This is a genomic window from Mesorhizobium atlanticum, assembly GCF_003289965.1.
Taxonomy (GTDB): Bacteria; Pseudomonadota; Alphaproteobacteria; order Rhizobiales; family Rhizobiaceae; genus Mesorhizobium; species Mesorhizobium atlanticum.
This window is the reverse complement of sequence record NZ_QMBQ01000008.1, coordinates 233,762-255,345: the sequence shown is the minus strand read 5'-3', so window position 1 is coordinate 255,345 and position 21,584 is coordinate 233,762. Positions and strand designations below refer to the sequence as shown.

26 protein-coding genes are annotated in these 21,584 nt (G+C 62.6%); 13 read left to right on the top strand and 13 right to left on the bottom strand.

The genetic code is table 11. The features are described from left to right. Complete coding sequence (gene gatB / locus DPM35_RS25605) at positions 1–1,500, bottom strand: Asp-tRNA(Asn)/Glu-tRNA(Gln) amidotransferase subunit GatB (RefSeq protein ID WP_112129977.1); 1,500 nt, start codon at positions 1,498–1,500, stop codon at positions 1–3. Positions 1,501–1,873: 373 nt separating this feature from the next. Here gatB and DPM35_RS25600 point away from each other — a divergent pair, with 373 nt between their 5' ends. After that, complete coding sequence (locus tag DPM35_RS25600) at positions 1,874–2,140, top strand: YjhX family toxin (RefSeq protein WP_112129976.1); 267 nt, start codon at positions 1,874–1,876, stop codon at positions 2,138–2,140. A 49-nt stretch (positions 2,141–2,189) separates the two neighbouring features. Here the strand turns inward: DPM35_RS25600 and DPM35_RS25595 are convergent, their stop codons facing one another. Both DPM35_RS25595 and DPM35_RS25590 read right to left on the bottom strand, forming a co-directional pair. After that, positions 2,190–2,621, bottom strand: coding sequence for a CBS domain-containing protein (locus DPM35_RS25595; protein ID WP_112130040.1), 432 nt, complete (start codon positions 2,619–2,621; stop codon positions 2,190–2,192). A gap of 203 nt (positions 2,622–2,824) precedes the next feature. Continuing rightward, positions 2,825–3,568, bottom strand: coding sequence for a rhomboid family intramembrane serine protease (locus DPM35_RS25590; RefSeq protein ID WP_112129975.1), 744 nt, complete (start codon positions 3,566–3,568; stop codon positions 2,825–2,827). Between the two features lie 442 nt (positions 3,569–4,010). Between DPM35_RS25590 and DPM35_RS25585 the strand changes: the two genes are divergently transcribed. The 4 genes from DPM35_RS25585 (at position 4,011) to DPM35_RS25570 (ending at position 7,120) form a co-directional block, all read left to right on the top strand. Continuing rightward, positions 4,011–4,649: a PAS domain-containing protein gene (locus tag DPM35_RS25585; RefSeq protein WP_112130039.1), complete on the top strand. Its 639-nt coding sequence runs from the start codon at positions 4,011–4,013 to the stop codon at positions 4,647–4,649. Between the two features lie 174 nt (positions 4,650–4,823). Further along, positions 4,824–5,441, top strand: a complete 618-nt coding sequence (locus tag DPM35_RS25580) for a PilZ domain-containing protein (RefSeq protein WP_112129974.1) — start codon at positions 4,824–4,826, stop codon at positions 5,439–5,441. Positions 5,442–5,712: 271 nt separating this feature from the next. Continuing rightward, on the top strand, positions 5,713–6,318 hold the full coding sequence (locus DPM35_RS25575) for a transglutaminase-like cysteine peptidase (protein ID WP_112129973.1): 606 nt from the start codon (positions 5,713–5,715) through the stop codon (positions 6,316–6,318). Positions 6,319–6,568: 250 nt separating this feature from the next. Continuing rightward, on the top strand, positions 6,569–7,120 hold the full coding sequence (locus DPM35_RS25570; RefSeq protein WP_112130038.1) for an ankyrin repeat domain-containing protein: 552 nt from the start codon (positions 6,569–6,571) through the stop codon (positions 7,118–7,120). 20 nt (positions 7,121–7,140) lie between these two features. On the opposite strand, the gene DPM35_RS25565 is transcribed toward DPM35_RS25570, so the two are convergent. Both DPM35_RS25565 and DPM35_RS25560 read right to left on the bottom strand, forming a co-directional pair. Next, positions 7,141–7,668, bottom strand: a complete 528-nt coding sequence (locus tag DPM35_RS25565; RefSeq protein ID WP_112129972.1) for a gamma carbonic anhydrase family protein — start codon at positions 7,666–7,668, stop codon at positions 7,141–7,143. A gap of 19 nt (positions 7,669–7,687) precedes the next feature. Continuing rightward, complete coding sequence (locus DPM35_RS25560; protein ID WP_425373411.1) at positions 7,688–8,083, bottom strand: DUF6949 family protein; 396 nt, start codon at positions 8,081–8,083, stop codon at positions 7,688–7,690. A gap of 59 nt (positions 8,084–8,142) precedes the next feature. Between DPM35_RS25560 and DPM35_RS25555 the strand changes: the two genes are divergently transcribed. The 3 genes from DPM35_RS25555 (at position 8,143) to DPM35_RS25545 (ending at position 10,949) form a co-directional block, all read left to right on the top strand. Then, positions 8,143–8,871 (top strand): hypothetical protein, encoded by a 729-nt coding sequence (locus DPM35_RS25555; protein ID WP_112129970.1) that lies wholly within the window; start codon positions 8,143–8,145, stop codon positions 8,869–8,871. A 79-nt stretch (positions 8,872–8,950) separates the two neighbouring features. Then, complete coding sequence (locus tag DPM35_RS25550; protein ID WP_112129969.1) at positions 8,951–10,189, top strand: cytochrome P450; 1,239 nt, start codon at positions 8,951–8,953, stop codon at positions 10,187–10,189. 52 nt (positions 10,190–10,241) lie between these two features. Next, positions 10,242–10,949, top strand: coding sequence for a transporter substrate-binding domain-containing protein (locus DPM35_RS25545; RefSeq protein ID WP_112129968.1), 708 nt, complete (start codon positions 10,242–10,244; stop codon positions 10,947–10,949). A 14-nt stretch (positions 10,950–10,963) separates the two neighbouring features. Here the strand turns inward: DPM35_RS25545 and DPM35_RS25540 are convergent, their stop codons facing one another. From DPM35_RS25540 to DPM35_RS25520, 5 genes are all read right to left on the bottom strand, one after another. Next, on the bottom strand, positions 10,964–11,308 hold the full coding sequence (locus DPM35_RS25540) for a cupin domain-containing protein (RefSeq protein WP_112129967.1): 345 nt from the start codon (positions 11,306–11,308) through the stop codon (positions 10,964–10,966). Between the two features lies 1 nt (position 11,309). Then, entirely contained in the window at positions 11,310–12,590 is a 1,281-nt protein-coding gene (locus DPM35_RS25535) for an O-acetylhomoserine aminocarboxypropyltransferase (RefSeq protein ID WP_112130037.1), read from the bottom strand. 157 nt (positions 12,591–12,747) lie between these two features. Next, a complete protein-coding gene (locus tag DPM35_RS25530) occupies positions 12,748–13,269 on the bottom strand; it encodes a CoA-binding protein (RefSeq protein ID WP_112129966.1) in 522 nt (173 codons plus the stop codon). Next, on the bottom strand, positions 13,266–14,042 hold the full coding sequence (locus DPM35_RS25525; RefSeq protein WP_112129965.1) for an AAA family ATPase: 777 nt from the start codon (positions 14,040–14,042) through the stop codon (positions 13,266–13,268). The genes DPM35_RS25530 and DPM35_RS25525 overlap by 4 nt, the downstream gene beginning before the upstream one ends. Positions 14,043–14,086: 44 nt before the next feature. Further along, positions 14,087–14,908, bottom strand: a complete 822-nt coding sequence (locus tag DPM35_RS25520; protein ID WP_112129964.1) for an enoyl-CoA hydratase — start codon at positions 14,906–14,908, stop codon at positions 14,087–14,089. A 151-nt stretch (positions 14,909–15,059) separates the two neighbouring features. On the opposite strand from DPM35_RS25520, the gene DPM35_RS25515 reads away from it, so the two are divergent. The 4 genes from DPM35_RS25515 (at position 15,060) to rpsI (ending at position 16,970) form a co-directional block, all read left to right on the top strand. Further along, positions 15,060–15,518, top strand: coding sequence for a PaaI family thioesterase (locus tag DPM35_RS25515; RefSeq protein ID WP_112129963.1), 459 nt, complete (start codon positions 15,060–15,062; stop codon positions 15,516–15,518). A gap of 2 nt (positions 15,519–15,520) precedes the next feature. Next, positions 15,521–15,808 (top strand): type II toxin-antitoxin system HicB family antitoxin, encoded by a 288-nt coding sequence (locus tag DPM35_RS25510; protein ID WP_112129962.1) that lies wholly within the window; start codon positions 15,521–15,523, stop codon positions 15,806–15,808. Between the two features lie 227 nt (positions 15,809–16,035). Beyond that, the gene (gene rplM / locus DPM35_RS25505) at positions 16,036–16,500 is read left to right on the top strand and encodes a 50S ribosomal protein L13 (RefSeq protein ID WP_040983169.1); all 465 of its coding nucleotides are present in this window, start codon (positions 16,036–16,038) and stop codon (positions 16,498–16,500) included. Continuing rightward, on the top strand, positions 16,500–16,970 hold the full coding sequence (rpsI, locus tag DPM35_RS25500; protein WP_040999876.1) for a 30S ribosomal protein S9: 471 nt from the start codon (positions 16,500–16,502) through the stop codon (positions 16,968–16,970). The genes rplM and rpsI overlap by 1 nt, the downstream gene beginning before the upstream one ends. Positions 16,971–17,059: 89 nt before the next feature. Here the strand turns inward: rpsI and DPM35_RS25495 are convergent, their stop codons facing one another. Beyond that, positions 17,060–17,968 (bottom strand): LysR family transcriptional regulator, encoded by a 909-nt coding sequence (locus DPM35_RS25495; RefSeq protein ID WP_112129961.1) that lies wholly within the window; start codon positions 17,966–17,968, stop codon positions 17,060–17,062. 94 nt (positions 17,969–18,062) lie between these two features. Between DPM35_RS25495 and DPM35_RS25490 the strand changes: the two genes are divergently transcribed. Next, positions 18,063–18,935, top strand: coding sequence for an aldo/keto reductase family oxidoreductase (locus tag DPM35_RS25490; protein ID WP_112129960.1), 873 nt, complete (start codon positions 18,063–18,065; stop codon positions 18,933–18,935). Between the two features lie 200 nt (positions 18,936–19,135). On the opposite strand, the gene DPM35_RS25485 is transcribed toward DPM35_RS25490, so the two are convergent. Together DPM35_RS25485 and DPM35_RS25480 are read right to left on the bottom strand one after the other, a co-directional pair. Beyond that, on the bottom strand, positions 19,136–20,194 hold the full coding sequence (locus tag DPM35_RS25485; protein WP_112129959.1) for a glycerophosphodiester phosphodiesterase family protein: 1,059 nt from the start codon (positions 20,192–20,194) through the stop codon (positions 19,136–19,138). Positions 20,195–20,332: 138 nt separating this feature from the next. Next, on the bottom strand, positions 20,333–21,547 hold the full coding sequence (locus DPM35_RS25480; protein ID WP_112129958.1) for an acyltransferase family protein: 1,215 nt from the start codon (positions 21,545–21,547) through the stop codon (positions 20,333–20,335). Between the last annotated feature and the right edge of the window lie 37 nt (positions 21,548–21,584).

The window sequence follows — 21,584 nt, the reverse complement described above, 5'->3', positions numbered from 1 at the left end:
TTATTCGATACCCAGCTTGGCCTTGACGAGGTCGTTCACCGCCTGCGGATTAGCCTTGCCGCCCGTCGCCTTCATAACCTGGCCGACGAACCAGCCGGCCATGGTCGGCTTGGCGCGCGCCTGCTCGGCCTTGTCCGGGTTGGCGGCGATGACCTCATCGACCGCCTTCTCGATTGCGCCGGTGTCGGTGACCTGCTTCATGCCGCGGCTCTCGACGAGCTGGCGCGGATCGCCACCCTCGTTCCAGACGATCTCGAACAGGTCCTTGGCGATCTTGCCTGAAATGGTGCCTTCCTTGATCAGGTCGAGAACAGCGCCCAGCTGCTCAGGCGAAACCGGAGCATTTTCAATGTCTTTGCCGGCCTTGTTCAGCTGACCCAGGAGATCGTTGATGACCCAGTTGGCGGCGAGCTTGCCATCACGCCCGGCGGCAACCTTCTCGAAATAGTCGGCGATCGGCTTTTCCGAAACCAGCACCGAGGCGTCATAGGCGGACAGCCCAAGCACATCGACCAACCGCGCCTTCTTGTCGTCAGGCAGTTCCGGCAGATCCTTGGCGAGCGCGTCGACATAGGCCTGGTCGAACTCCAGCGGCAAAAGGTCGGGATCCGGGAAATAGCGATAGTCATGCGCTTCTTCCTTGGAGCGCATCGAGCGCGTCTCGCCCTTGTTCGGGTCGAACAGGCGCGTCTCCTGGTCGATCTTGCCGCCGTCCTCGAGAATGGCGATCTGCCGGCGCGCCTCGTATTCGATCGCCTGGCCGATGAAGCGGATCGAATTCATGTTCTTGATCTCGCAGCGCGTGCCGAATTCGCCGCCCGGACGGCGCACCGAGACGTTGACGTCGGCGCGCAACGAGCCTTCGTCCATGTTGCCGTCGCAGGTGCCGAGATAGCGCATGATCGAGCGCAGCTTGGTGACATAGGCCTTGGCCTCTTCGGCCGAGCGGATGTCGGGCTTGGAGACGATCTCCATCAGCGCGACGCCTGAGCGGTTGAGGTCGACATAGGACATGGTCGGGTGCTGGTCATGCATCGACTTGCCGGCGTCCTGCTCCAGGTGCAGGCGCTCGATGCCGACCTCGATGTCCTCGAACTCGCCCTGGCGATCGGGACCGACGGAGACGATCACCTTGCCCTCGCCAACGATCGGCTGCTTGAACTGCGAGATCTGGTAGCCCTGCGGCAGGTCCGGATAGAAATAGTTCTTCCGGTCGAAGACCGACTTGTGGTTGATCGCGGCCTTCAAGCCCAGCCCGGTGCGGATTGCCTGCTTGACGCATTCCTCGTTTATGACCGGCAACATGCCGGGCATCGCCGCGTCGACCAGGCTGACATTGGCGTTCGGCGCGGCGCCGAACGAGGTCGAGGCGCCGGAGAAAAGCTTGGCCTGCGAGATCACCTGCGCATGCACTTCGAGCCCGATGATGATTTCCCAGTCGCCGGTGGCGCCGGGGATCAGACGTTTTGCGTCGGGGGTGCGGGTGTCGATGATGCTCATGGAGGCTATGTACCTAGAAATTCGCGGATATGCATGAGGCGCATATTTGGATGTGAAACTTCGCTAGTGCAAACCGCTTTGCGAGACAAGCGCAAAGCCGTTCTCTGGCCTTTTCCGCCACGTTCACCTATAGGACATCCACCCCAATGGAGAGTGGATGTCCACTTACGCTCAGTGCCGGTGAAGCCCTGACCTCGTAGGCGAGGCAGGGCAGAAAAACCTGAAATCCCGTGCCGCGATGTCTCGCGGCGGCGGCTTTTGTTGTTTTTCCCGGACTTTATTCAATAGACATTTCGCGTAGCGCATGACCCCGAAAATCGGAACCGATTTTCGGAAAGGATCATGGGCCAACCAATAGTGCCACAGCGTCCTTTTGCGCGTCCAAGAGGACGCGCGGCGCTGTGGGGAGCAGCGCATCCTGCTCGCGCAGGGCGGGCGTATCGAAATCGAAAAGAGCGAGAACAAGAAGATCGCCGAGGTTCGGTGCCTGACCCGCGACGGCTGGCGCTATCCGGGCTTCGATCTGGAACTCTTTCGAAAACTGAGGCGCAAGAAAGCGGTTTCCTCGACGGATGGGGGACCTTACCGCATCACCCGACGCGGGCTCCAACTCGTCCGCGCCGAGCTCGACAACCGATAGAACGCGCCCACGCCGCCGGCTGGCAACAGCCGGCGGTTTTCACTCAAGATCAAGCGGTGGCGATGTATTGCTTGATCTCCTCAGCCTCGCGCTCGACATCCTCGATGCGGCGCTTGACCACGTCGCCGATGGAGACGATGCCGTCGAGCAGGCCGTTTTTCTCCACCGGCAGATGGCGGAAGCGGCCCCTCGTCATGATCTCCATGACCTCGTTGACCGTGTGGTTTTCGTTGCAGATCTTCACTTTCGGCGTCATCGCCGAGCGCACGGGGATATCGAGCGCGGCGGCGCCTTCCCTGGCCACGACCTTGACGATGTCGCGCTCCGAGAGGATGCCGACGATCTTTCGGTCGCCATTGGTGATGACGAGCGCGCCGATCCTGTGCTCGGCCAGCATGCGAATGGCCTCGCTGAGTTTCTCATTGGGCCCGAGCGTGAACACGTCATGGCCCTTGCTTTCAAGAATTGCCTTAACCGTCATGGCGTCCTCCACTGCCTTTGACGCCGGCTCCCCGCCTCAACCGGCTTTTGAGCCCCTGCGCCCTAGGAAGACACTGGGTGACTCTAAGCGCGCCAAGGCGCGCTTGTGTTTTGATGCATGTCGTTTTCCCAAAACCGCTGCGCACTTTTGGGCGACATGCATGGCAACATCGTGCGCCGTGATTGGTTGCTTTTCAAGTGCGCCTAAGGACTAGGCGGCAGCCAGCCGCGGTCGAAGAAACGCAATCCGAAAAAGCCGGCGACAAAGCCGCCGATATGGGCTTCCCAGGCAATCTGGCCATCGACGCCCGGCGCGAAGCCGAGCAGGCCGGTGGCCAGGTTGATCACCATCCAGACGCCGAGAAAGGTCATGACGCCGCGCGAGCGCAACACGGCCGCGATCGGCAGGGGCTCTCCGGCGAAGGCCGCCCTGCCGGATGACCGGTCGATGCGGAAGCCATAGCGCGCGGCCGCGCCCATCATGCCGGAAATCGCTCCCGATGCACCGACGAGCGGCATCTCGCCATAAGGATGCAGCACCCAGAACAGAACAACCGAAGCCAGCCCGGTCACAGCATAGAATATGGCGAAGCGCAGCGCGCCGAGGCGATTAGCGAGCGGCGAGCCGAAGGCCGCAAGCCAGATCATGTTGATGGCGATATGGGCAATGCCACCATGCATGAACGCATAGGTGAACGGACGCGTGAACAGGAACCAGTCGAAGCCATATTTGCCGGTGTAGAGCACCGGAATGAAGGCACCGTCATAGAGCAGCACCATCTGCTGCGTCTCGTTCAGCAGATATTCCTGCAGCAGATAAACGACCGCGCAAATGGCGATCACCGCAAGCACGACCGGCGGCAGGTTGAACACCGGTTCGCGGCGCCGCGGCTCGGGCGCCTCGTTGGGTGGCGGTTCGGTTTCAGCGGGGCTTACCGGTTCGCTCATGCGCCTTCGGGGGTCTGGGACTTGGGGTTTCGGCGAGCATGTAGATCACGCCCGTTCGAATCACAAACGGCTAATCGCCACAGCGTCTCAGCCGAAAAGGGGCGAATCAGAACAGGGTCGAATCAGAACAGGGTCGAATCAAAAAAGAGGCCGTTCAGGTGTCCCCTGAACGGCCGGTCGAGTCCCCTGTTCCTCGTAAACTCGTGACTGAAGTGCTGCCGATCGCCGCTGGAACGACCGTTTTGGAGTGGTTTCGATGTGCCACGGGCCTCAGCGGCACGCAATGTAAACCATTTGTTAACCTTAACGATCCCGAGGCGTGAACAAACGTTAACGATACTGGCACGCATCCTGCTCCGCACCGCATGAAGGTCATCGGAGGGCGCCCTGTCTGTTCGCCGATGGGACATCAAAAGACAGATTGTGCGGGAGCGGAATGGACATGAAAGAAAAAGGATCGATCGCGCTGTTCCAATATTGGAACCAGCTGCGTGATGGCCGTCTCGCCCCGAAACGATCGGAAGTGGAGCCGGCCGACATCAAGTCGCTTCTGGCCGACACCTTCATCCTCGAGCGCGACACGCGCGGCGAAGCGGTGTTCCGGCTGGCCGGCACGAGGCTCTGCGCTTACTACGGACGCGAGCTCAAGGGTTTCTCTTTTCCTTCGCTCTGGCGCGAGAAAGATCAGCGGCTGGTGTCCCGACTAATGCAGGGCGTTTTCGATCAGAAATCGGTTCTGTTCATGACTTACGAGGGATTCAGCCGCAACGGCCGCTCCAACAAATTCGAGCTCCTGGCGCTGCCCTTGGATGGGGGCCACGAGAACCCGCGCTGCCTCGGCATTATCAGCACCGCCGAAAAGCCGTTCTGGCTAGGCGCGGACCCGCTCGCCGACGCGCTCATCGACACGATCCGGGTGATAGATCCCGAGAAGGAACCGATGTTCCTGAAGAACCGGCCGGCGATCGAGGTTCCCTCACTCGTTCCGTCCGAATTCGATCCCCCGGAAACCATTTCGGCGCTCGGCCGCGTGCGCCGCATCCGCCATCTCGTCGTCCTCGACGGCGGGCGTCACGAATGAGCCTGGCCGTGCCGGATTTTCCCTTCGCTCGCGGTTAATTTTTCCGCGTCGCGCGGCTTCCAGGCCCAGGCTTTCGCGGCCGATTTTTCCCGTTTGTTAACCTGCTTCGCTGTAGTTTTTCGGGGCGAAATTCCACGCATCGTCGCGCGGAATGCCAACGGGGTGCAGGCAGTCATGAGGTCAGCGGCGGTAGAATATGCACCGTCACGAGCTGAACGGCGCAACTTTCAGCGTGTCCGGGTCAAGATTTACGGACGCTTCATGCTGGAAGACCGCACCGAGCATCCGTGCCAGGTGATCGATATGTCACCCGGCAACGTCGCGTTGCGCACCGACCGGATCGGCATGCCCGGCGAGAAGGTTATCGCCTATATCGACCATATCGGCCGCGTCGAAGGGATCGTGACGCGCACGTCGCAGGACGGTTTCGCCATGACCGTCATCGCCTCGGATCGCAAGAAAGACAAGCTCGCCGCGCAGCTCACCTGGCTTGCCAACAAGCATGAGCTGGACCTGCCCGAGGATCGTCGCCACGAGCGCGTGGCGCCGCGCAATCCGATGAGTGTCCTGCAGCTCACCGACGGGCGCCAATATCAGTGCCGCATCATCGACCTGTCGCTCTCGGGTGCCGCGATCGAGATCGACGTCAAGCCGGCGATCGGCATCCAGGTCATGCTTGGAACAATGCGCGGCCAGGTGGTGCGCCATTTCGAGGATGGCGTCGCCATCGAATTCGCGGTCATCCAGCGGCCGGAAACGCTCGACCAGGAATTCAACGCGCCGCGGTCATAGAGGGCGAAGCCGCCGAGCTCACACTTTCCTGGAATCGCTCAAGCGCGGGTTCGCCCGCAGCGAAGCGGACCGGCCCCTGGCGGCCGGTTTTTTGTCGCCCGGTTTCGGCCGGCCGGCTCCGGCGAAAGCTCGCAAATCTGAATAATCCGAGATCGCGATAGTTCAAATTTTATGTTTATTCTACTGGCGTTTTACTCAATGTCTACTTCGGGTTTTTGCGTCAAATAAATCCCAACGTGGCACAGTCTCCTCAAACGGGGAGACTACAAGAATGAAAATGACGAGGGGCAAGCTGTTGCTCTTGGCAATGGCGATGCAGCTTTCCGCCTGGGGTACGGCAAGCGCAGGACCGGTTTTCATGCATACGGGTGGCCGCACCACCCAGCCGGTCGGTCACTATGATTTCTGTCAGCGCATTCCGGTCGAATGCAACGAGCGGACGCCGAAGGGGCCGCCGGTCGAACTCACGCGCAAGCTGTGGGCGACGATCGTCAACGTCAACAATGCGGTCAACACCCGCGTCAAGCCGCGCACCGACATGGAAATCTACGGTGTCGAGGAATACTGGGCCTATCCCGACAACGGCGTTGGCGATTGCGAGGACTACGCGCTGGAGAAGCGCCGCGAGCTGATGGCCGCAGGTGTGCCGGCCGGCAATCTGTTGATGACGGTGGTGCGTCAGCCGAATGGCGACGGCCATGCCGTGCTCACCGTGCGCACCAGCCTCGGCGAATTCATCCTCGACAATCTCGAGCCGAAAGTGCTCGCCTGGGACGATACGGTCTACACCTATCTCAAGCGTCAATCGACTGAGAATTCGGGCGTTTGGGTGACGATCAACGACGGCCGCGAGGACGCGGTCGCCAGCGTCCGCTAAGGCGCCAAAGCGATTAGCCACGTCGCGCTCGCGCGACGTGCTTCGGGAAAAGCCCGGTCGAGTCCCCACCCTCCCCGTCCCCAACGACCGGGTTTTAGGAGCCGGCCCCTGTCCCCGGGGCCGGCTCCGCTGTTTCAGGCCGTGCCTGTCGAGGGCAAACGATCGGGGCTTGCCGAAGGCCGCTGCCGAGACGGCCTTTGCGAGCGAGGCGGAAGGGAGCAATATGGCTCGCTCATTGCGGATGAAGGCGATGCTGGAAGTCCCTGAGGATCGCGGCGCCCGACACCGGTTGTTCAAGGCTATAGACGGAGCGTTCAAGGCCGGAGATTTCGCGGCCCTGGGTGCTGCGCTCGGCGGCTCGGCGCGCTGGTTCGACGAGCGGATGCCCTTCGAGCTCGGCCTTGGCCATCCGCTGGAATATGCGATCTACTGGAGCCCGGCCGCATTCATCACCGCCCTGCTCGATGCCGGCTCGAACCCGAATTACGAGGATCCTGCCGGCTTTCCCTCGATCATTGCGGCGTTGTCGACGGAACGGCCGGATCGGCTGGACGTCATCCATATCCTGCTGGAGCATGGCGCCGACCCGAATATGCGCGGCGTGAACGACTGGACGCCCCTGCACTACGCGGTTTCGCGGCGTGACGCCGAGGCGATCCACCTGCTGCTACTCTCGGGCGCGGACCCGTCGCTAAGGACCCGCATCGACGACTATGAGACACCGTTGGAAGGCGCGGAAGAGGCCGGCTTCGAGGCCGGCGCCTTTCTGCTGCGTGAAGCGATGAATAGCCGCCGCGGATGACGCGCGGCGCGCGGCCGCCGTCATACCACCGTCAGCTTGGCCTTGAAGCGTTTGGCGTTGGCCACGTAATGCGCCGCCGAGACGCGCAGCCGCTCGATTGCCGCTTCGTCCAGCGTCCTTATCACTTTGGCGGGCGAGCCGACGATCAGCGAATTGTCGGGAAAAACCTTGTTTTCGGTCACCAGAGCGCCGGCGCCGACCAGCGAGTTGTTGCCGATCCTGGCGCCGTTCAGCACGATGGCGCCCATGCCGATCAGGCTGTTGTCGCCGATCGTGCAGCCATGCAGCAGCGCGCGATGGCCGATCGTGCAGCCTTGGCCGATGGTCAGCGGAAAGCCCGGATCGGTGTGCATGATCGTATGTTCCTGCACATTGGTATCGGCGCCGATGATGATCGGTTCACCATCGCCGCGGATGGCTACGCCGAACCAGAAGCCGACATTGCGGCCGATCCGGATATTGCCGATCAGCGTGGCGTCCGGCGCAATCCAGTTCGTGTCGGCGTCCTCGAACTCGGGCGCTTTCCCATCGATTGCATAGACCGGCATTTTGCGTCTCCGAATCGTCTCAACCAGAGAATTCGAAGGACCCTAAGTTCTCGGTCGCCCAGGATGCAATGGCGATGAGCACGATGCCGAGCGCCATGGACCAGGCAATGGCCGTGCAACCGCAGGACAACAGCGCCATCGTGCCGATACGGCCCTCGCGCCGGGCGGCCAAGGCTTCGTTGGTAAGCATGAACGGTCCGGCGCAAGCCGTTGCTGCGAGCGAGCGCAGGATATGGACCGGCGAAACATAGGGCTCGGCAAAGGCCAGGCGCCGGCCTGACAACAGTTCCATGGCCGATCCGGCCAGCCCGCAGCCCGTGACACCAACCGCGAAAGCGTAAAGAACAAGCACAATGGGATCCATGTTTACCAACCGTTTACCATGAAAACGCACATTCGTGCCAACGCGCTGCAAGAGCCATGCCGCGCAGGCTGTGCCGCCGAAGGACAGGTGGGCGGATCGGGAAAGAGCGAATGAGACAGGCAAATATCGCCGAGAGCCCGGACTTCGAGGTCGTCGATTCGACCTTGATGAAGCGGGTCTTCTACATTTTCGCGGCTCTCGCGCTGCTGTCGGTGGCCATCAGCGTCGGCGGCAAATGGCTTGGACGGTCGATCGCCATGGCCGGCTATACCGATGACACGACGGTGCGCCGGATCGTCATGGGCAACAATCTCATCAGCGTTCCGGCAAACTTCATCCGCTTCGACCAGGCGAGGCGAGACGGCATTGCCTCACGGCTCGATCTCTACCTGCGCTATCCCGAGATGGACGGCTACAGCGCGGCCGCGCGCGACGACTTCAACCACACGACGACCAGGAAGATCATCTTCCTGTCGTTCGAACCGCGTATGATGTCGCGCGACATGAGTGGCCGTTTCGCGCCGATCTACAGCGCCCTGATCAAACGGCCGGGCACGCCCGGTCCGGGCGGCACGACGGTTTACGCTTTCAGCGAAAAGTCAGGCTATCTCAACGAGGTGCTGGCCGTCGCCGAGCGTCCCGGCAAGGATCCGTTCGTCGCCCGCTGCCTCAGCGGGCCGAGCGCGGAGGAATCACTGGCGCCTTGCGAGCGCGACATCCAGGTCGGCGACGAGCTCAGCCTCACCTATCGTTTTCCCCGCGAGCTGCTGGCGAACTGGCCGGCGCTCGACGCGGCAATTGCCGCCAAGGTCGCGAGCATCCTGAAAACGGGTCATTAGCGGCTGGCTCAACGCTTGTCCGTCTCGGGCGCCAAGACATGTCTGGCATCGGACGGACAAGGCGCGCTAATGGTTCAGCATGATGCCAGCCTATCTCGACTTCGACACATCGAGCCGCCGCCTACGTCTCGACCCGCATGAACCGGCCTTCGTGCAGAACCCCTATGAGGCCTATGCCTTCCTGCACGGCACTGCTAGCGCCTTCTTTTGGGAAGACTACGGTTTCTGGTGTTTTGGCGGTTTCGATGACGTCAACCGGCTGCTGCGCGACCGCCGTTTCGGCCGCCAGAACCCGGCGGGTATTCCCGACAGCCGTGGCGTTGGCGACGACCGCTCGCACCTCGTGGCCTTTGATGCGATCGAGGCCAATTCCATGCTGGAACTCGAGCCGCCAGTGCACACCCGGCTGCGGACACTGGTAAACCGTGCCTTCGTCTCACGCCAGGTCGAGCGGCTCAGGCCACGGATCGAGGCATTGGCCAACGAGCTGGTCGACCGTTTCGAGCCAAACGGCGTCGACCTTTTGCCGGCCTACGCCTCGCCCTTACCGATCACCATCATCGCCGAGATGCTCGGCGTGCCGGTCGAGATGGGGCCGCAACTGCTCGACTGGTCGCACCAGATGGTCGCCATGTACATGCACGGCCGCACGTGCGAAACCGAGGACACGGCCAACCGCGCCGCGCGCGATTTTGCCGCCTTCCTGCGCGGCTACGTGACCGAGCGGCGCAAGAAGCCCGGCGACGACCTGCTGTCGCTGCTGATCGAGGCCCAGGATAACGGCCAGAAGCTGTCGGAAGACGAGCTGGTGTCCTCGGCGATCCTGCTTCTCAACGCCGGCCATGAAGCGACGGTACACCAGACCGGCAATGCGGTGCGTTCGATCCTGGCCCAGGGCGGCGATCCGCGCCGGTTCTTTGAAACGCCGGAGAAAAACGTCGCGGCGGTCGAAGAATGCCTGCGCTTCGACGCGCCCCTGCATATGTTCCTGCGCTATGCCTATGAGGAGATCGAGATTTCGCCAGGCATCATGGTCAAGCCCGGCGAGATGGTCGCGCTGCTGCTCGGTATGGCCAATCGCGATCCGCTGGCCTTTGCCGCGCCTGATAGCTTCAACCCGGCCCGCACGGACCAGAAGAACGTTTCCTTCGGCGCCGGCATCCATTTCTGCATCGGCGCGCCGCTGGCGAGGCTTGAACTGCAGGTGTCGCTGAAGACGCTGTTCGACCGGCTGCCGGATCTGCGCCTGGCGGACGAGCCGCGCTTCCGCGACACTTACCATTTCCATGGGCTTGAACGGGTTGCCGTGGCCTTTTGACCGGCAAACCGTTCCGCCTCGAACAGCTGAAATCGTCGTCCGGAACCTAACCATGAAATTCGCCTATCTGCAGGAGCCGCCCTTTTGCTTCACCGATGCTACCGGCAAGCTCGGCGGTTGCGATGCAGTGCTCGCCGAGAAGGTTTGCCAGGTGCTCAAATCGGAGGACTTCTCGTCGATCGAGACGGAGTTCGCCGAACTGCTCCCCGGTTTGGTCGACGGCCGCTGGGACATGACGACGGGCCTGTTCATCTCCGAGGAGCGCAGCAAGCTCGTGGACTTCACGCGGCCAATCTGGTCGCTGCCGGACGGGCTGATGGTCGCCAAAGGCAATCCGCTGGAGCTGAACGGCTATCGCTCCGTCGCGCAGCATCCCTCCGCCGTGCTCGCGGTGATATCCGACCAGATCCAGCACCAGACCGCGCTGCGGAACGGCGTGCCGCCCCGCCGGATCAGGATATTCGCCACGCAGGCCGAGGCCGCCGAAGCCGTCGCGGCAGGCCGCGCCGACGCCTATGCCAGCGTCGCCATGGCGCATCGCGGCTATGTCAACAGCCGGCCAGGCGCGTTGCTCGATGTGATCGATGTGCCGGCTTCCGAACGGCAGCCCGCCGCGGGCGCTTTCGCTCTCGCCAAGGGCAATGACGCGCTGCGCCGGCGCGTCGACCAATGTCTCGGTGATCTGCTCGGAAGCGCCTGGCATCGGGAGATGATGGGCCAATTTGGCTTTTCCGACAGCGATGTCGACCGGCTGCTCTGAGTCCTGCGAAACGCTCAAAGCTTGATCACATATTCCTTGCGCGTCGTCTCGAGCACTTCCCAGGTCCCTTTGAACCCCGGCCTTAGCACGAAACTGTCGCCGGCCCGCACCGTGCGCGCCTCGCCGCCATCCTCGGCGATCACCGAGACGCCGGACAGGATGTGGCAGAACTCCCATTCGTCGTAAGAGATGCGCCATTTGCCCGGCGTCGCTTCCCAGATGCCGGCATAGAGGCCGCCGTCGCGCTCCTCGACATTCCAGGTGCGGAATTTCGGATCGCCTGAGATCACCCGGTCCGGGGCCGGCGCACCGGCCTCCGGCTCGACGGCTTCGACATCGACCGAAAGAAAGGCCGACATATCAGACCTTGCTCAGCGCCTGTTCGAGATCGGCGACGATGTCGTTGACGTCCTCGATGCCGATCGACAACCGCACCGTGTCAGGCCCGGCGCCGGCCTTGACCTTCTGCTCGTCGGACAGCTGGCGATGCGTGGTCGAGGCCGGATGGATGACCAGCGACTTGGTGTCGCCGACATTGGCGAGATGCGAGAACAGTTCGAGTGCCTCGACGAATTTGACGCCGGCCTCGTAACCGCCCTTGAGACCGAAGGTGAAGACGGCGCCCGCGCCCTGCGGCGAATATTTCTTCTGCAGCGCATTGTTCTTGTCGCTTGGCAGTCCGGGATAGTTCACCCAGGCTACCTTGGGATGGTTGGAGAGCCAGCCGGCGACGCTTGCGGCGTTGTCGCAGTGACGCTGCATCCTGAGCGGCAGCGTCTCCAGGCCGGTCAGGATCAGGAAAGCGTTGAAGGGCGAGATCGCCGGGCCGAGATCGCGCAGGCCGAGAACGCGCGCGGCAATGGCGAAGGCGAAATTGCCGAAGGTCTCATGCAGGACGAGCCCGCCATATTCGGGTCGCGGCTCCGACAGCATCGGATATTTGCCGGATTTCGACCAGTCGAACGTACCGCCGTCGACGATGACGCCGCCGATCGAATTGCCGTGTCCGCCGATGAATTTTGTCAGCGAATGCACGACGATGTCGGCGCCATGCTCGATCGGACGCACCAGATAGGGCGAAGCCAGCGTGTTGTCGACGATCAACGGCAGGCCATGCTTGCGGGCGATGTCGCCGATCTTCTCGATGTCGACGAAGACGCCACCTGGATTGGCGAGGCTTTCGATGAAGATCGCCTTGGTCTTGTCGTCGATCTGGTTCTCGAAGGTCGAGAGGTCGTTGACGTCGGCCCAGCGCACCTCCCAGCCGTAATTCTTGAAGGCGTGGCCGAACTGGTTGATCGAACCGCCATAGAGCTTGTTGGCGGCGATGAAATTCTCGCCGGGCTGCATCAGATTGTGGAAGACGATGACCTGCGCGGCATGGCCGGAAGCAACGGCAAGCGCGGCGGTGCCGCCTTCGAGTGCTGCGAGGCGCTCCTCAAGCACCGCCTGCGTCGGGTTCATGATGCGGGTGTAGATGTTGCCGAAGGCCTTCAGCCCGAACAGCGAGGCGGCATGGTCGGCGTCGTCGAAGACGAAGGAGGTGGTCTGGTAGATCGGCGTGGCGCGCGCGCCGGTTGCCGGATCTGGCTTGGCGCCGGCATGAACGGCCAAAGTGTTGAAACCGGGCGTACGGGTCATCGAAATCCCTCTCCTGATCTTCGAAAAATCGCCGGGCATTCTTGGCGAAGCCCGAGTTGGAATGCAAAGAAGAAAATACCTTTCGGGGTGCGACCTTGGGCGAACGCCCGAGAAAATCTATTTCTTCCCGGAATAATTTTGCGCGAGCTGCGCCTGCTTATTTCTGCCGCACGCCGAAGCTCTGAAAACCCTGTCGCATTATCGGCTTCTTCGACGAGAGAACGCCGGAATTGACACCGGTCCAGCCGATCTCGCCGGACAGCTTGCCATATTCGATCTTTGGACAGCGGTTCATCACCACCTTGATGCCGGCCGCCTCGGCGCGGGCGGCGGCCTCGTCATGGCGCACGCCGAGCTGCATCCAGACGACCTTGGGCAGTGGGTCGAGTTTCAGCACCTGGTCGACGATGCCAGGGACCGCCGAAGAAGCGCGAAAGATGTCGACCATGTCGACCGGATGCGGCAGGTCGGCGAGGCTGGCATAGACCGTCTGTCCGAGGATCTGCTTGCCGGCGTGACCGGGATTGATCGGCAGCACCGAAAAGCCTTTGGCCAATAGATATTTCAACACGAAGTAGCTCGGCCGCACGTCGTTGGGCGACGCGCCCACCATGGCGATCGTCTTCACCGAGTTCAGAATGCCGGCGATGTAGGTGTTGTCGTAAGTGTCGTGATTCATGGCTCGTCCTCATACAGCGCTTCGGCGAGAAAGGCAGCCGGATCGCTGCAGAAGTCGCGCATCATGCGAAAATGGTCGGTGTCCTGAAAATCGATCGAGTCGAGGCCGAAGCGGCTTATGCGGAAGAGCCGCGCGTTCGGACAAGCCATCAGCAAAGGCGAGTGCGTCGCCATGATCACCTGCGCGGTGCCGGACTGCTCCATGCGTTGAAGCAATTTGAGCAGCTCGATCTGACGCGTCGGCGAGCGCGCGCTTTCGGGCTCGTCGAGAATGTAGATGCCTTGCCGGCGGCAGCGCTCTTCGAAGAAGCGGATAAAACCTTCGCCATGCGACCATGAGAGGAAATCGGGCGGCGCACCGCCGGATTCCCGCGCCGCCTCGTCGAGATAGCGTGCAACCGAATAGAATGACTCGGCGCGAAAGAACCAGCCCGCGGTCACCTTTGGCAGCCAGTGGCACCGGAAACTGCTCGCCAGCCCTGCGCCGCTCTTGTCGATGGCGCGAGAATGATCGACGGGCATGTAGCCCTTGCCGCCGCCAGCCTCGTCATAACCGGCCAAGGCACCGATCGCTTCCAGCAGTGTCGATTTGCCGGTGCCGTTCTCGCCGACGATGATGGTGATGGCCGAAGCGAATTCGAACTCGAACTCGCGGTCGCGGAAAATCGGCAGGTTCCAGGGATATTGCTCCCAGTCGGCAACGCGTGACGGCTCAAGCAGGATGCGCTTGAGGTAGGGCGCTTTCAACCGCGTCAGTTGCTTGCGGGCAGCCACGGCGGACCTTCAGCGATGGAATGGCGCGGCTTCATTCAAACCGGCTACTCGTCGGTCCATTGCGGCTTGCGCTTGCCGATGAAGGCGCCGATGCCTTCCTCGGCGTCGCGGGCCAGCATGTTTTCCACCATCACACGGCCGGTATAGGCATAGGCGTCGGCCAGCCCCATCTCGGCCTGGGCGTAGAAAGCTTCCTTGCCGGCCTTGACCACCAAAGACGATTTCGAAGCAATGGTTTGCGCGTATTTGTTGACAACCTGATTCAAATATTCGCGCGGCACGATGCGGTTGATCAGGCCGAATTCCTTGGCGGTCGCGGCGTCGATCGTCTCGCCGGTGAGCAGCATTTCCATCGCCTGCTTGCGCGAGACGTTGCGCGACAGCGCCACCATCGGCGTCGAGCAGAACAGGCCGATATTGACGCCAGGCGTGCAGAAGGTCGCCTCATGCGAGGCGATGGCGAGGTCACAGCTCGCGACCAGTTGGAGGCCGGCGGCGGTCGCCAGGCCGTCGACCTCGGCGATCACCGGCTTCGGGTGGCGCACGATGGTCTGCATCAACGTCGCGCAGGCGTCAAAGGTCTTTTCGAAGAAGGCCTTGCCGCGATCCGCTTCGGCGCGGTGCGCCGTCATTTCCTTGAGGTCGTGACCGGCGCAGAACACTTTTCCCGACGCCGCCAGGATGATGACGCGCACGGACTTGTCGGACTTGACGCGATCGAACTCGGCTTGCAGCGACGCCATCGTCGCCAGTGAGAGCGCGTTGGCCGGCGGGCTGGCGAGCGTAAAGCGCAGAATGCCCTTGTCCTGGCTGACTAGAACGGGGCCGTCGGCGACGGCGGGCTTGATGGCAACAACTTCAGCCATGTCCAATCTCTCGGGTCAGCGCGCGCGGCGCATGGAGCAACAGAACTAGCACGCTGCCGGTTGAAGAACAGCCGCGAGGCGTGTTTTCTCCGTCGCACCGTTTGGTCCAGGCATATCGCCCGGAGCTGTCACCTAATATAGGACGTTGCCCATGCCCGCCCAAAGCGATCTGAAGCCAATGCTCAACGCGGCGGAAGTCAATGCGCTGATGGCGAGCGTCTATCCGCAGCTCAACGACAACTTCATCTCCTACGAGGCGATCGACGTGTTTCCCGGCGGCTGCACCGTGCGGCTCAACGCCGACGAGCGGCATCTGCGCCCCGGCGGCACGGTCTCAGGCCCGTCCTTATTCACGCTGGCCGACATTGGCGGCTATGTCTGCGTGCTCAGTCACGCCGGACCGGACGCGCTTTCGGTGACGGTCAACCTCGACATCAACTTCATGCGCAAGGCCGAAGCCGGTCCGATAGACGGCCATTGCCGGATCCTGAAGCTCGGCAAGAGCCTGATGGTGTTCGACATCGACATCGTGGCGGGGCCGGATGGACACACTGTGGCGCATGCCACCGGGACCTATTCGATCCCGAGGAAAAGGGACTCAAGAGGTTGAAAATGAAGAGCTACTTCGCGCTTGTTCAAAAGACCGGAGATAGCGCGTTCGGTGTTCAATTCCCGGACATTCCGGGATGCTTTTCGGCTGCGGACGAGGAAAAGGATATCGGTCCGAACGCAGTCGAGGCTCTGCAGATCTGGGCCGAGGATATTCCCGTTGCCGAGCCGTCCAGCCATGAGGCAATTATGTCTATTCCCGAAATCCGGACTGCGCTGTGTCGTGGGGCCTATCTGGTTTCGGTGCCCCTAGTTCGGCCGCTTGTGCAGGTCGGTCTTGTGGTAAAATAATACCGTTCAATTAACATATTGTTTTCTCGACGTTTTATTCGCTATACGCATTTTCGGCTGCCTTGACGCGTCAGGCGCCCTCGCCTATAAGCCCACCCGAAGCAGCGGCCGCAATGGCCGCCGTTTTGTTATTGGCGGGTGGCTCCGGCTTTCCCGTCAATCCAAGCAACAAGAAACGCCTTCTCTTGTCCCTCCTGGACGGGAAAGGTCAACCTGAGAGCAAAACCATGGCTACCTTTTCGCAGAAGCCTGCGGATGTGGTGAAGAAGTGGGTTCTGATCGACGCTGAAGGTCTCGTCGTCGGTCGTCTGGCCACTGTCATCGCCAACCATCTGCGCGGCAAGCACAAGCCCACCTTCACCCCGCATGTCGATGATGGCGACAACGTCATCGTCATCAATGCCGACAAGGTGGTGTTCACCGGCAAGAAGTACACCGACAAGGTCTACTACTGGCACACCGGCCATCCCGGCGGCATCAAGGAGCGCACCGCGCGCCAGCTGCTCGAGGGCCGTTTCCCCGAGCGCGTCGTCGAGAAGGCCGTCGAGCGCATGATCCCGCGTGGCCCGCTTGGCCGCCGCCAGATGAAGAATCTCCGCGTCTATGCCGGCGCCGAGCATCCGCACACCGCCCAGCAGCCCGTCACGCTCGACGTGGCCAAGCTGAACTCCAAGAATAAGAGGGCCTCGTAATGGCTGAGCTTTCCTCGCTCGCAGAACTCGGCACCGTCGCCGCGCAGCCGGCCGCGCCCGTGCATGTCCAGAAGCTCGACAAGTCGGGCCGCGCCTACGCCACCGGCAAGCGCAAGAACGCCATCGCGCGCGTCTGGGTGAAGCCGGGCTCCGGCAAGATCACTGTCAACGACAAGGAATTCGCGACCTATTTCGCGCGTCCGGTGCTGCAGATGATCCTCAACCAGCCGATCGTCGCGGCCAACCGCGCCGGCCAGTACGACATCGTCGCCACCGTCATCGGCGGCGGCCTCTCTGGCCAGGCCGGTGCGGTGCGTCACGGTATCTCCAAGGCGCTGACCTATTATGAGCCGGGCCTGCGCTCGGTGCTCAAGAAGGGCGGCTTCCTGACCCGCGACAGCCGCGTGGTCGAGCGCAAGAAGTACGGCAAGGCCAAGGCCCGCCGCAGCTTCCAGTTCTCCAAACGCTAACAAGCGCTTGGAGGCAAGTTCCCGAAGCGCTAAGCTTTACGGGTTCCAAGCTTTCGAAAGGCCGCCTCCGGGCGGCCTTTTGTTTTCCGTCACCAGTGTCCGGCCGGCGTCTTGATGTAGTCGATGAAGGCGCGCAGCGGCGCCGGCACCAGTCGGCGGCCGGGATAGTAGAGAAACGGCCCAGAGAAGCTCTGCCACCACGGCTCCAGCACAGGCTCCAGCGCGCCACTCTCGAAATGCGGACGTACCCAGTCCTCGAAGAGCCAGAGAATGCCGACGCCGGCGATCGCCGCATCGATGGCGAGATCGACGCCCCCACCGATGCTGACGAGCAATGGTCCCGTGGTATCGACGCGCACCACCTCACCATCCCGCTCGAACTCCCAGGGCGTCATGACCCCGCTCGGGAAGCGGCCGCGCACGCAGGCATGGCCAAGCAGGTCGCGCGGGTGCCGCGGCCGTCCGTGCCGGTCAAGGTAGGACGGCGCCGCGGAGGTGGTGAAGCGCTGCGTGCGCGGTCCGATCGGCACGGCGATCATGTCCTGCTCCAGCCGCTCGTCATAGCGGATGCCGGCATCGCAGCCAGCCACCAGCAGGTCGACGAAGTTCTCCTCCGCGATCACTTCCAGACGAATGGCCGGATAGGCGGCGAGAAATCCCGGAACGATTTTTGGCAGCACCAGCCGCGAGGCGCTTATCGGCACATTAAGGCGCAAGGTCCCGGCTGGCCGGTCGCGAAAGCCGTTCACGACATCGAGCGCGGCCTCCACCTCACCCAGCGCGGGGCCAAGACGCGCCAGCAGGCCGGCGCCTGCCTCGGTCAGGGCGACACTGCGCGTGGTGCGGTTGAAGAGCCGCACGCCGAGCTGGGTCTCCAGACGGCGAATGGCTTCGCTGAGCACGGACGCGCTGCCTGCCGTGACGCGGGCCGCTTCGCGAAAGCCGCCGGCGCGGGCGACGGCCATAAATGCCTGGAGATCGTTAAGGTCAGCTGCCATTGTTCTTATTTCCGTACAGGTCGTGCCAGTTATACCCGGTTATCGGGACAGCGGCCATGCCCTATCTCCGACGTCGGCAGCGAAGGAGACCAAGATGTCCAGCGTAAACAAATCCGGCACCTACAAACTCGGCGACCGCTCGGTCCGCCGCCTCGGCTATGGCGCCATGCAGCTTGCGGGCAAAGGCGTGTTCGGCCCGCCGAAAGACCATGGCGCGGCGATTGCCGTGCTGCGCGAAGCGGTGGCGCAAGGCGTGAACCATATCGACACCAGCGATTACTACGGGCCCTACGTCACCAACAGGCTGATCCGCGAGGCGCTGGCGCCCTACCCCGACGACCTCACCATCGTCACCAAGATCGGCGCCCGTCGCGGTGAAGACGCCTCCTGGCTACCGGCCTTCACAGCCGACGAGCTCGAGCAGGCCGTGCACGATAATCTCCGCAATCTTGGCCTCGAGGTGATGGACGTCGTCAATCTGCGCATCATGTTCGGGGTGCATGGTCCGGCCGAGGGTTCCATCGAGGCGCAGGTCACCAAGCTTGCCGAGTTGCAGCGCAAAGGCCTCGTGCGCCATATCGGCTTGAGCAACGTCACCCGCGCGCAAATCGCGGAAGGCCGCAAGATCTGCGACATCGTCTGTGTGCAGAACCAGTACAATCTCGCGCACCGGGAAGACGACGCGCTGATCGACGAGCTGGCGCGCGACGGCATCGCCTATGTGCCGTTCTTCCCGCTCGGCGGGTTCAGCCCGCTGCAATCGTCGACGCTGTCCAACGTGGCCGAACGGCTCGGCGCGACCCCCATGCAGGTGGCGCTGGCGTGGCTGCTGCAGCGGTCGCCAAACATCCTCTTGATTCCGGGCACGTCGTCGGTCGCGCATCTGCGGGAGAATCTGGCGGCTGCCGAGCTGAAGCTGTCGGCGGATGTGTTGCAGGAGTTGGATGGCGTGGCGAAAGCTGCGTAGCTCGGCGCAGCACCCCGCCCGCGCCTGCGGCGCGACCTCCCCAACGAGGGGAGGTAGGGCGCCGCGCTTTATACTCGAACGCTGATTCAGCATTCAGGATTTCGGAGGCATGCAGCGACGGCAGGTCGGCACGACGCTCTACCTCCCCTCGATGGGGAGGTCGGCGCGAAGCGCCGGGCGGGGTGAAGCGCCGACGCCAGCTAATTGATGCTCGCCGTATGCGCCGCCTCAGCCTGTTTGATGTCCGTCCTGTACGGCACCCGATAACCATTCGCGGCCAGCCACTCGATCGCCGCTTTCGGCTCGTCGGTCTGGATAATCGTCGCGCCGCGATCGACCCAGAAACCCCAGGCTTCGCGCGGCAGGCTGGCGGCGACGGCGAGTTCATCGCCGCGGCCGCCGGCAAGGAAACCGCCTGGCTTGTGGACGATGGCGTAGGTGTCGGCCCAGAGATGCCAGTTTCCGCGGACCGCTTCCGCCCTCATATGGCCGCTGAACAGCGGGCCACCGTTCGAAGTCAGCGTTTCCGCGCCGTTGCGCCAATTGATCAGTTCGATGGCATGAGGCGCGAACGCCTTGTCGACGTCATCGGCGAAGGCGGCGTCATGCACGGCGTCGTCGGCCAGGATCGGCATGAACTGGAAGCCACCGCCGGCCTTGGCGAGCGCGGCGCCCGCGGCATCGATGCGTTGCCGGTTCCAGAGGTTCTCCTTGACGATCACCTGATCGGCCATGCCGAGATCGCGCGCCTCCGCTATCATGCCCGGCAGGTCGGTCACCTCCAGCTTGTTGTCGAGGTTGATCAGGATCCTGTCCCTGGTCGTCAGCAGCATCTCGCGCAGAGTCGACACCGTCTCGTTGGTGACGGCGCCCGTGCCCTCGATGACCAACCGGCACTTCTTCAGCTCGGCCAGCGTATAGTTCACCACCTCGCCCTTGCAGGTGGTGGTGCGGTCGAGCCAGCTGTCATGCATGATGACGAACTCGCCGTCTTTCGCGCGCCGGACGTCGACTTCGACGATTTCGGCGCCGATAGCGATCGAGCCTTCGACCGCGGCCAGCGAATTCTCGGCATAGAGCGTCTTGCCGGCTTGCATGCTGCCGGCGCGGTGCGCGGCGATCATCACATGATCGCGCCATTGATTGGCGTGCTCGAAGCGGTCGATGATTTGGGCAGCGCGCGTCTCGCCGGCTAAACTTTGATTAGGAATTGCACCAAACGCGGCGGAGAGAAAAAGGCTCAGCCAGAGTGTTCGCATCGGGGAATCGCTCCGTTCCGGGTCGGAACCCGGTTAGGCGACGCCCATGACAGGGCGGTGAACGAAGCCGGCTAGTTGTTTTTTGATTGGCGCAATTCCGGACGGAAAGCCGCTTCACACTTTCCTGGAATTGCTTGGTCAAATCCTCTTGGAGAGGCGCCGGAACCAGGTCAGTGCCGGGATTTCAACGAAGCGCCAGGTGAACCAGGACGCGACGATGACGGCGATCAACATTGCGATCAAAGCCGCGAAACCGATCCATGGCGAGCCGGCGCCGAAGCCGGTCGCGTGGTCGCCGCGCAGCAACAGGTCGCCGACGATGCCGAGCCCGAGCTTGCGCTCGACCAGGCCGCCGACATTGATCATGCGCGCCTGGACGAAAATGTGGACCATGTAGATCGAATAGGAGAGCGAGCCGAGCATCAGCATCGGCTGGCTGCGCAAAGCCGCGCTGACCCACCCGCCCTCATGCGCGAAAAGATAAAGCGCCAGCGCGAAGACGAGCGGCGCCGCGACGCCGATGTCGCTGGTGCCGGCAATGGAGACGAACAGCGCGATTCCCGCGATCATCGCAAGCTCGGCAAGCGTCCAGGCAAGGCGCCCTGCCCCGCTGCCAAGCGCTTGTCGCGCCTCTGCAATGGAATCGTGCTGAAACCAGGCGAGCAACGCGCCGAGCGAGAAGCCGTAAAGGCAACGGATGAAGCCGAAATCGAAGGACACGTCCATATGACGCGTCGAGACCGCGAGCAGGAAAAGCGGCGCCGTCACGGCGGCGGCGACGAACCATATCCAGGCGCGCTGGCCGGCGGCGAAGACGACGGCGGCAAAGAGCAGATAGGTGAAGAACTCGGCCGAAATGCTCCAGCTCGGCGCGTTCCAGCCCAGATGATCCTCGACGCCCATGCCCTGCAAAAGAAACAGGTTGGCGACGAGGCTTTTCAGGTCGAAACCGGCGGTGAAGGGTGCCGGACCCGTTCCGTGCAGTGCCGGGAGGACGAGCCGCGGCGCCTCGAAGCCGGCGAAAGCGGCAAGCATAAGGACATGCAGCGGATAGATGCGGCCGAAGCGTACCATCGCGAAGCGGGCAAGATCGTCCTGCTCGTTCAGCCGGCTGCCATAGGCGCTGGCGATGACGAAGCCGGAGAGCACGAAGAAGAAATCGACGAACAGGTAGGAGCCGCCGACAAAGGCGCTTTGCGAAATCATCGAGGTGGTCGGGAAGTGGAACAGCGCCACCAGCAGCGCGCAGATACCCCGCCAGGAATCCAGCACTAGGAAGCGCTCGCCGGCCATCGTGCCGACACGGGTCGCCGCGGGTGCGGGCGCAAGGTTGAGCAGAGCCGTCTCAGCCATAATGATACAGATCCTGTGTTGCCGTGGCACTCGCCGA

Coding starts and splice junctions, on each gene's coding strand:
- DPM35_RS25555 (WP_112129970.1), top strand. CDS start 8,143: ATGAGACAGGCAAATATCGCCGAGAGCCCGGACTTCGAGGTCGTCGAT.
- DPM35_RS25515 (WP_112129963.1), top strand. CDS start 15,060: ATGCCCGCCCAAAGCGATCTGAAGCCAATGCTCAACGCGGCGGAAGTC.
- DPM35_RS25490 (WP_112129960.1), top strand. CDS start 18,063: ATGTCCAGCGTAAACAAATCCGGCACCTACAAACTCGGCGACCGCTCG.
- DPM35_RS25585 (WP_112130039.1), top strand. CDS start 4,011: ATGAAAGAAAAAGGATCGATCGCGCTGTTCCAATATTGGAACCAGCTG.
- DPM35_RS25520 (WP_112129964.1), bottom strand. CDS start 14,908: ATGGCTGAAGTTGTTGCCATCAAGCCCGCCGTCGCCGACGGCCCCGTT.
- DPM35_RS25535 (WP_112130037.1), bottom strand. CDS start 12,590: ATGACCCGTACGCCCGGTTTCAACACTTTGGCCGTTCATGCCGGCGCC.
- DPM35_RS25480 (WP_112129958.1), bottom strand. CDS start 21,547: ATGGCTGAGACGGCTCTGCTCAACCTTGCGCCCGCACCCGCGGCGACC.
- DPM35_RS25545 (WP_112129968.1), top strand. CDS start 10,242: ATGAAATTCGCCTATCTGCAGGAGCCGCCCTTTTGCTTCACCGATGCT.
- DPM35_RS25565 (WP_112129972.1), bottom strand. CDS start 7,668: ATGCCGGTCTATGCAATCGATGGGAAAGCGCCCGAGTTCGAGGACGCC.
- DPM35_RS25530 (WP_112129966.1), bottom strand. CDS start 13,269: ATGAATCACGACACTTACGACAACACCTACATCGCCGGCATTCTGAAC.
- rpsI (WP_040999876.1), top strand. CDS start 16,500: ATGGCTGAGCTTTCCTCGCTCGCAGAACTCGGCACCGTCGCCGCGCAG.
- DPM35_RS25570 (WP_112130038.1), top strand. CDS start 6,569: ATGCTGGAAGTCCCTGAGGATCGCGGCGCCCGACACCGGTTGTTCAAG.
- DPM35_RS25495 (WP_112129961.1), bottom strand. CDS start 17,968: ATGGCAGCTGACCTTAACGATCTCCAGGCATTTATGGCCGTCGCCCGC.
- DPM35_RS25540 (WP_112129967.1), bottom strand. CDS start 11,308: ATGTCGGCCTTTCTTTCGGTCGATGTCGAAGCCGTCGAGCCGGAGGCC.
- DPM35_RS25590 (WP_112129975.1), bottom strand. CDS start 3,568: ATGAGCGAACCGGTAAGCCCCGCTGAAACCGAACCGCCACCCAACGAG.
- rplM (WP_040983169.1), top strand. CDS start 16,036: ATGGCTACCTTTTCGCAGAAGCCTGCGGATGTGGTGAAGAAGTGGGTT.
- DPM35_RS25550 (WP_112129969.1), top strand. CDS start 8,951: ATGATGCCAGCCTATCTCGACTTCGACACATCGAGCCGCCGCCTACGT.
- DPM35_RS25580 (WP_112129974.1), top strand. CDS start 4,824: ATGAGGTCAGCGGCGGTAGAATATGCACCGTCACGAGCTGAACGGCGC.
- DPM35_RS25485 (WP_112129959.1), bottom strand. CDS start 20,194: ATGCGAACACTCTGGCTGAGCCTTTTTCTCTCCGCCGCGTTTGGTGCA.
- DPM35_RS25510 (WP_112129962.1), top strand. CDS start 15,521: ATGAAGAGCTACTTCGCGCTTGTTCAAAAGACCGGAGATAGCGCGTTC.
- gatB (WP_112129977.1), bottom strand. CDS start 1,500: ATGAGCATCATCGACACCCGCACCCCCGACGCAAAACGTCTGATCCCC.
- DPM35_RS25595 (WP_112130040.1), bottom strand. CDS start 2,621: ATGACGGTTAAGGCAATTCTTGAAAGCAAGGGCCATGACGTGTTCACG.
- DPM35_RS25575 (WP_112129973.1), top strand. CDS start 5,713: ATGAAAATGACGAGGGGCAAGCTGTTGCTCTTGGCAATGGCGATGCAG.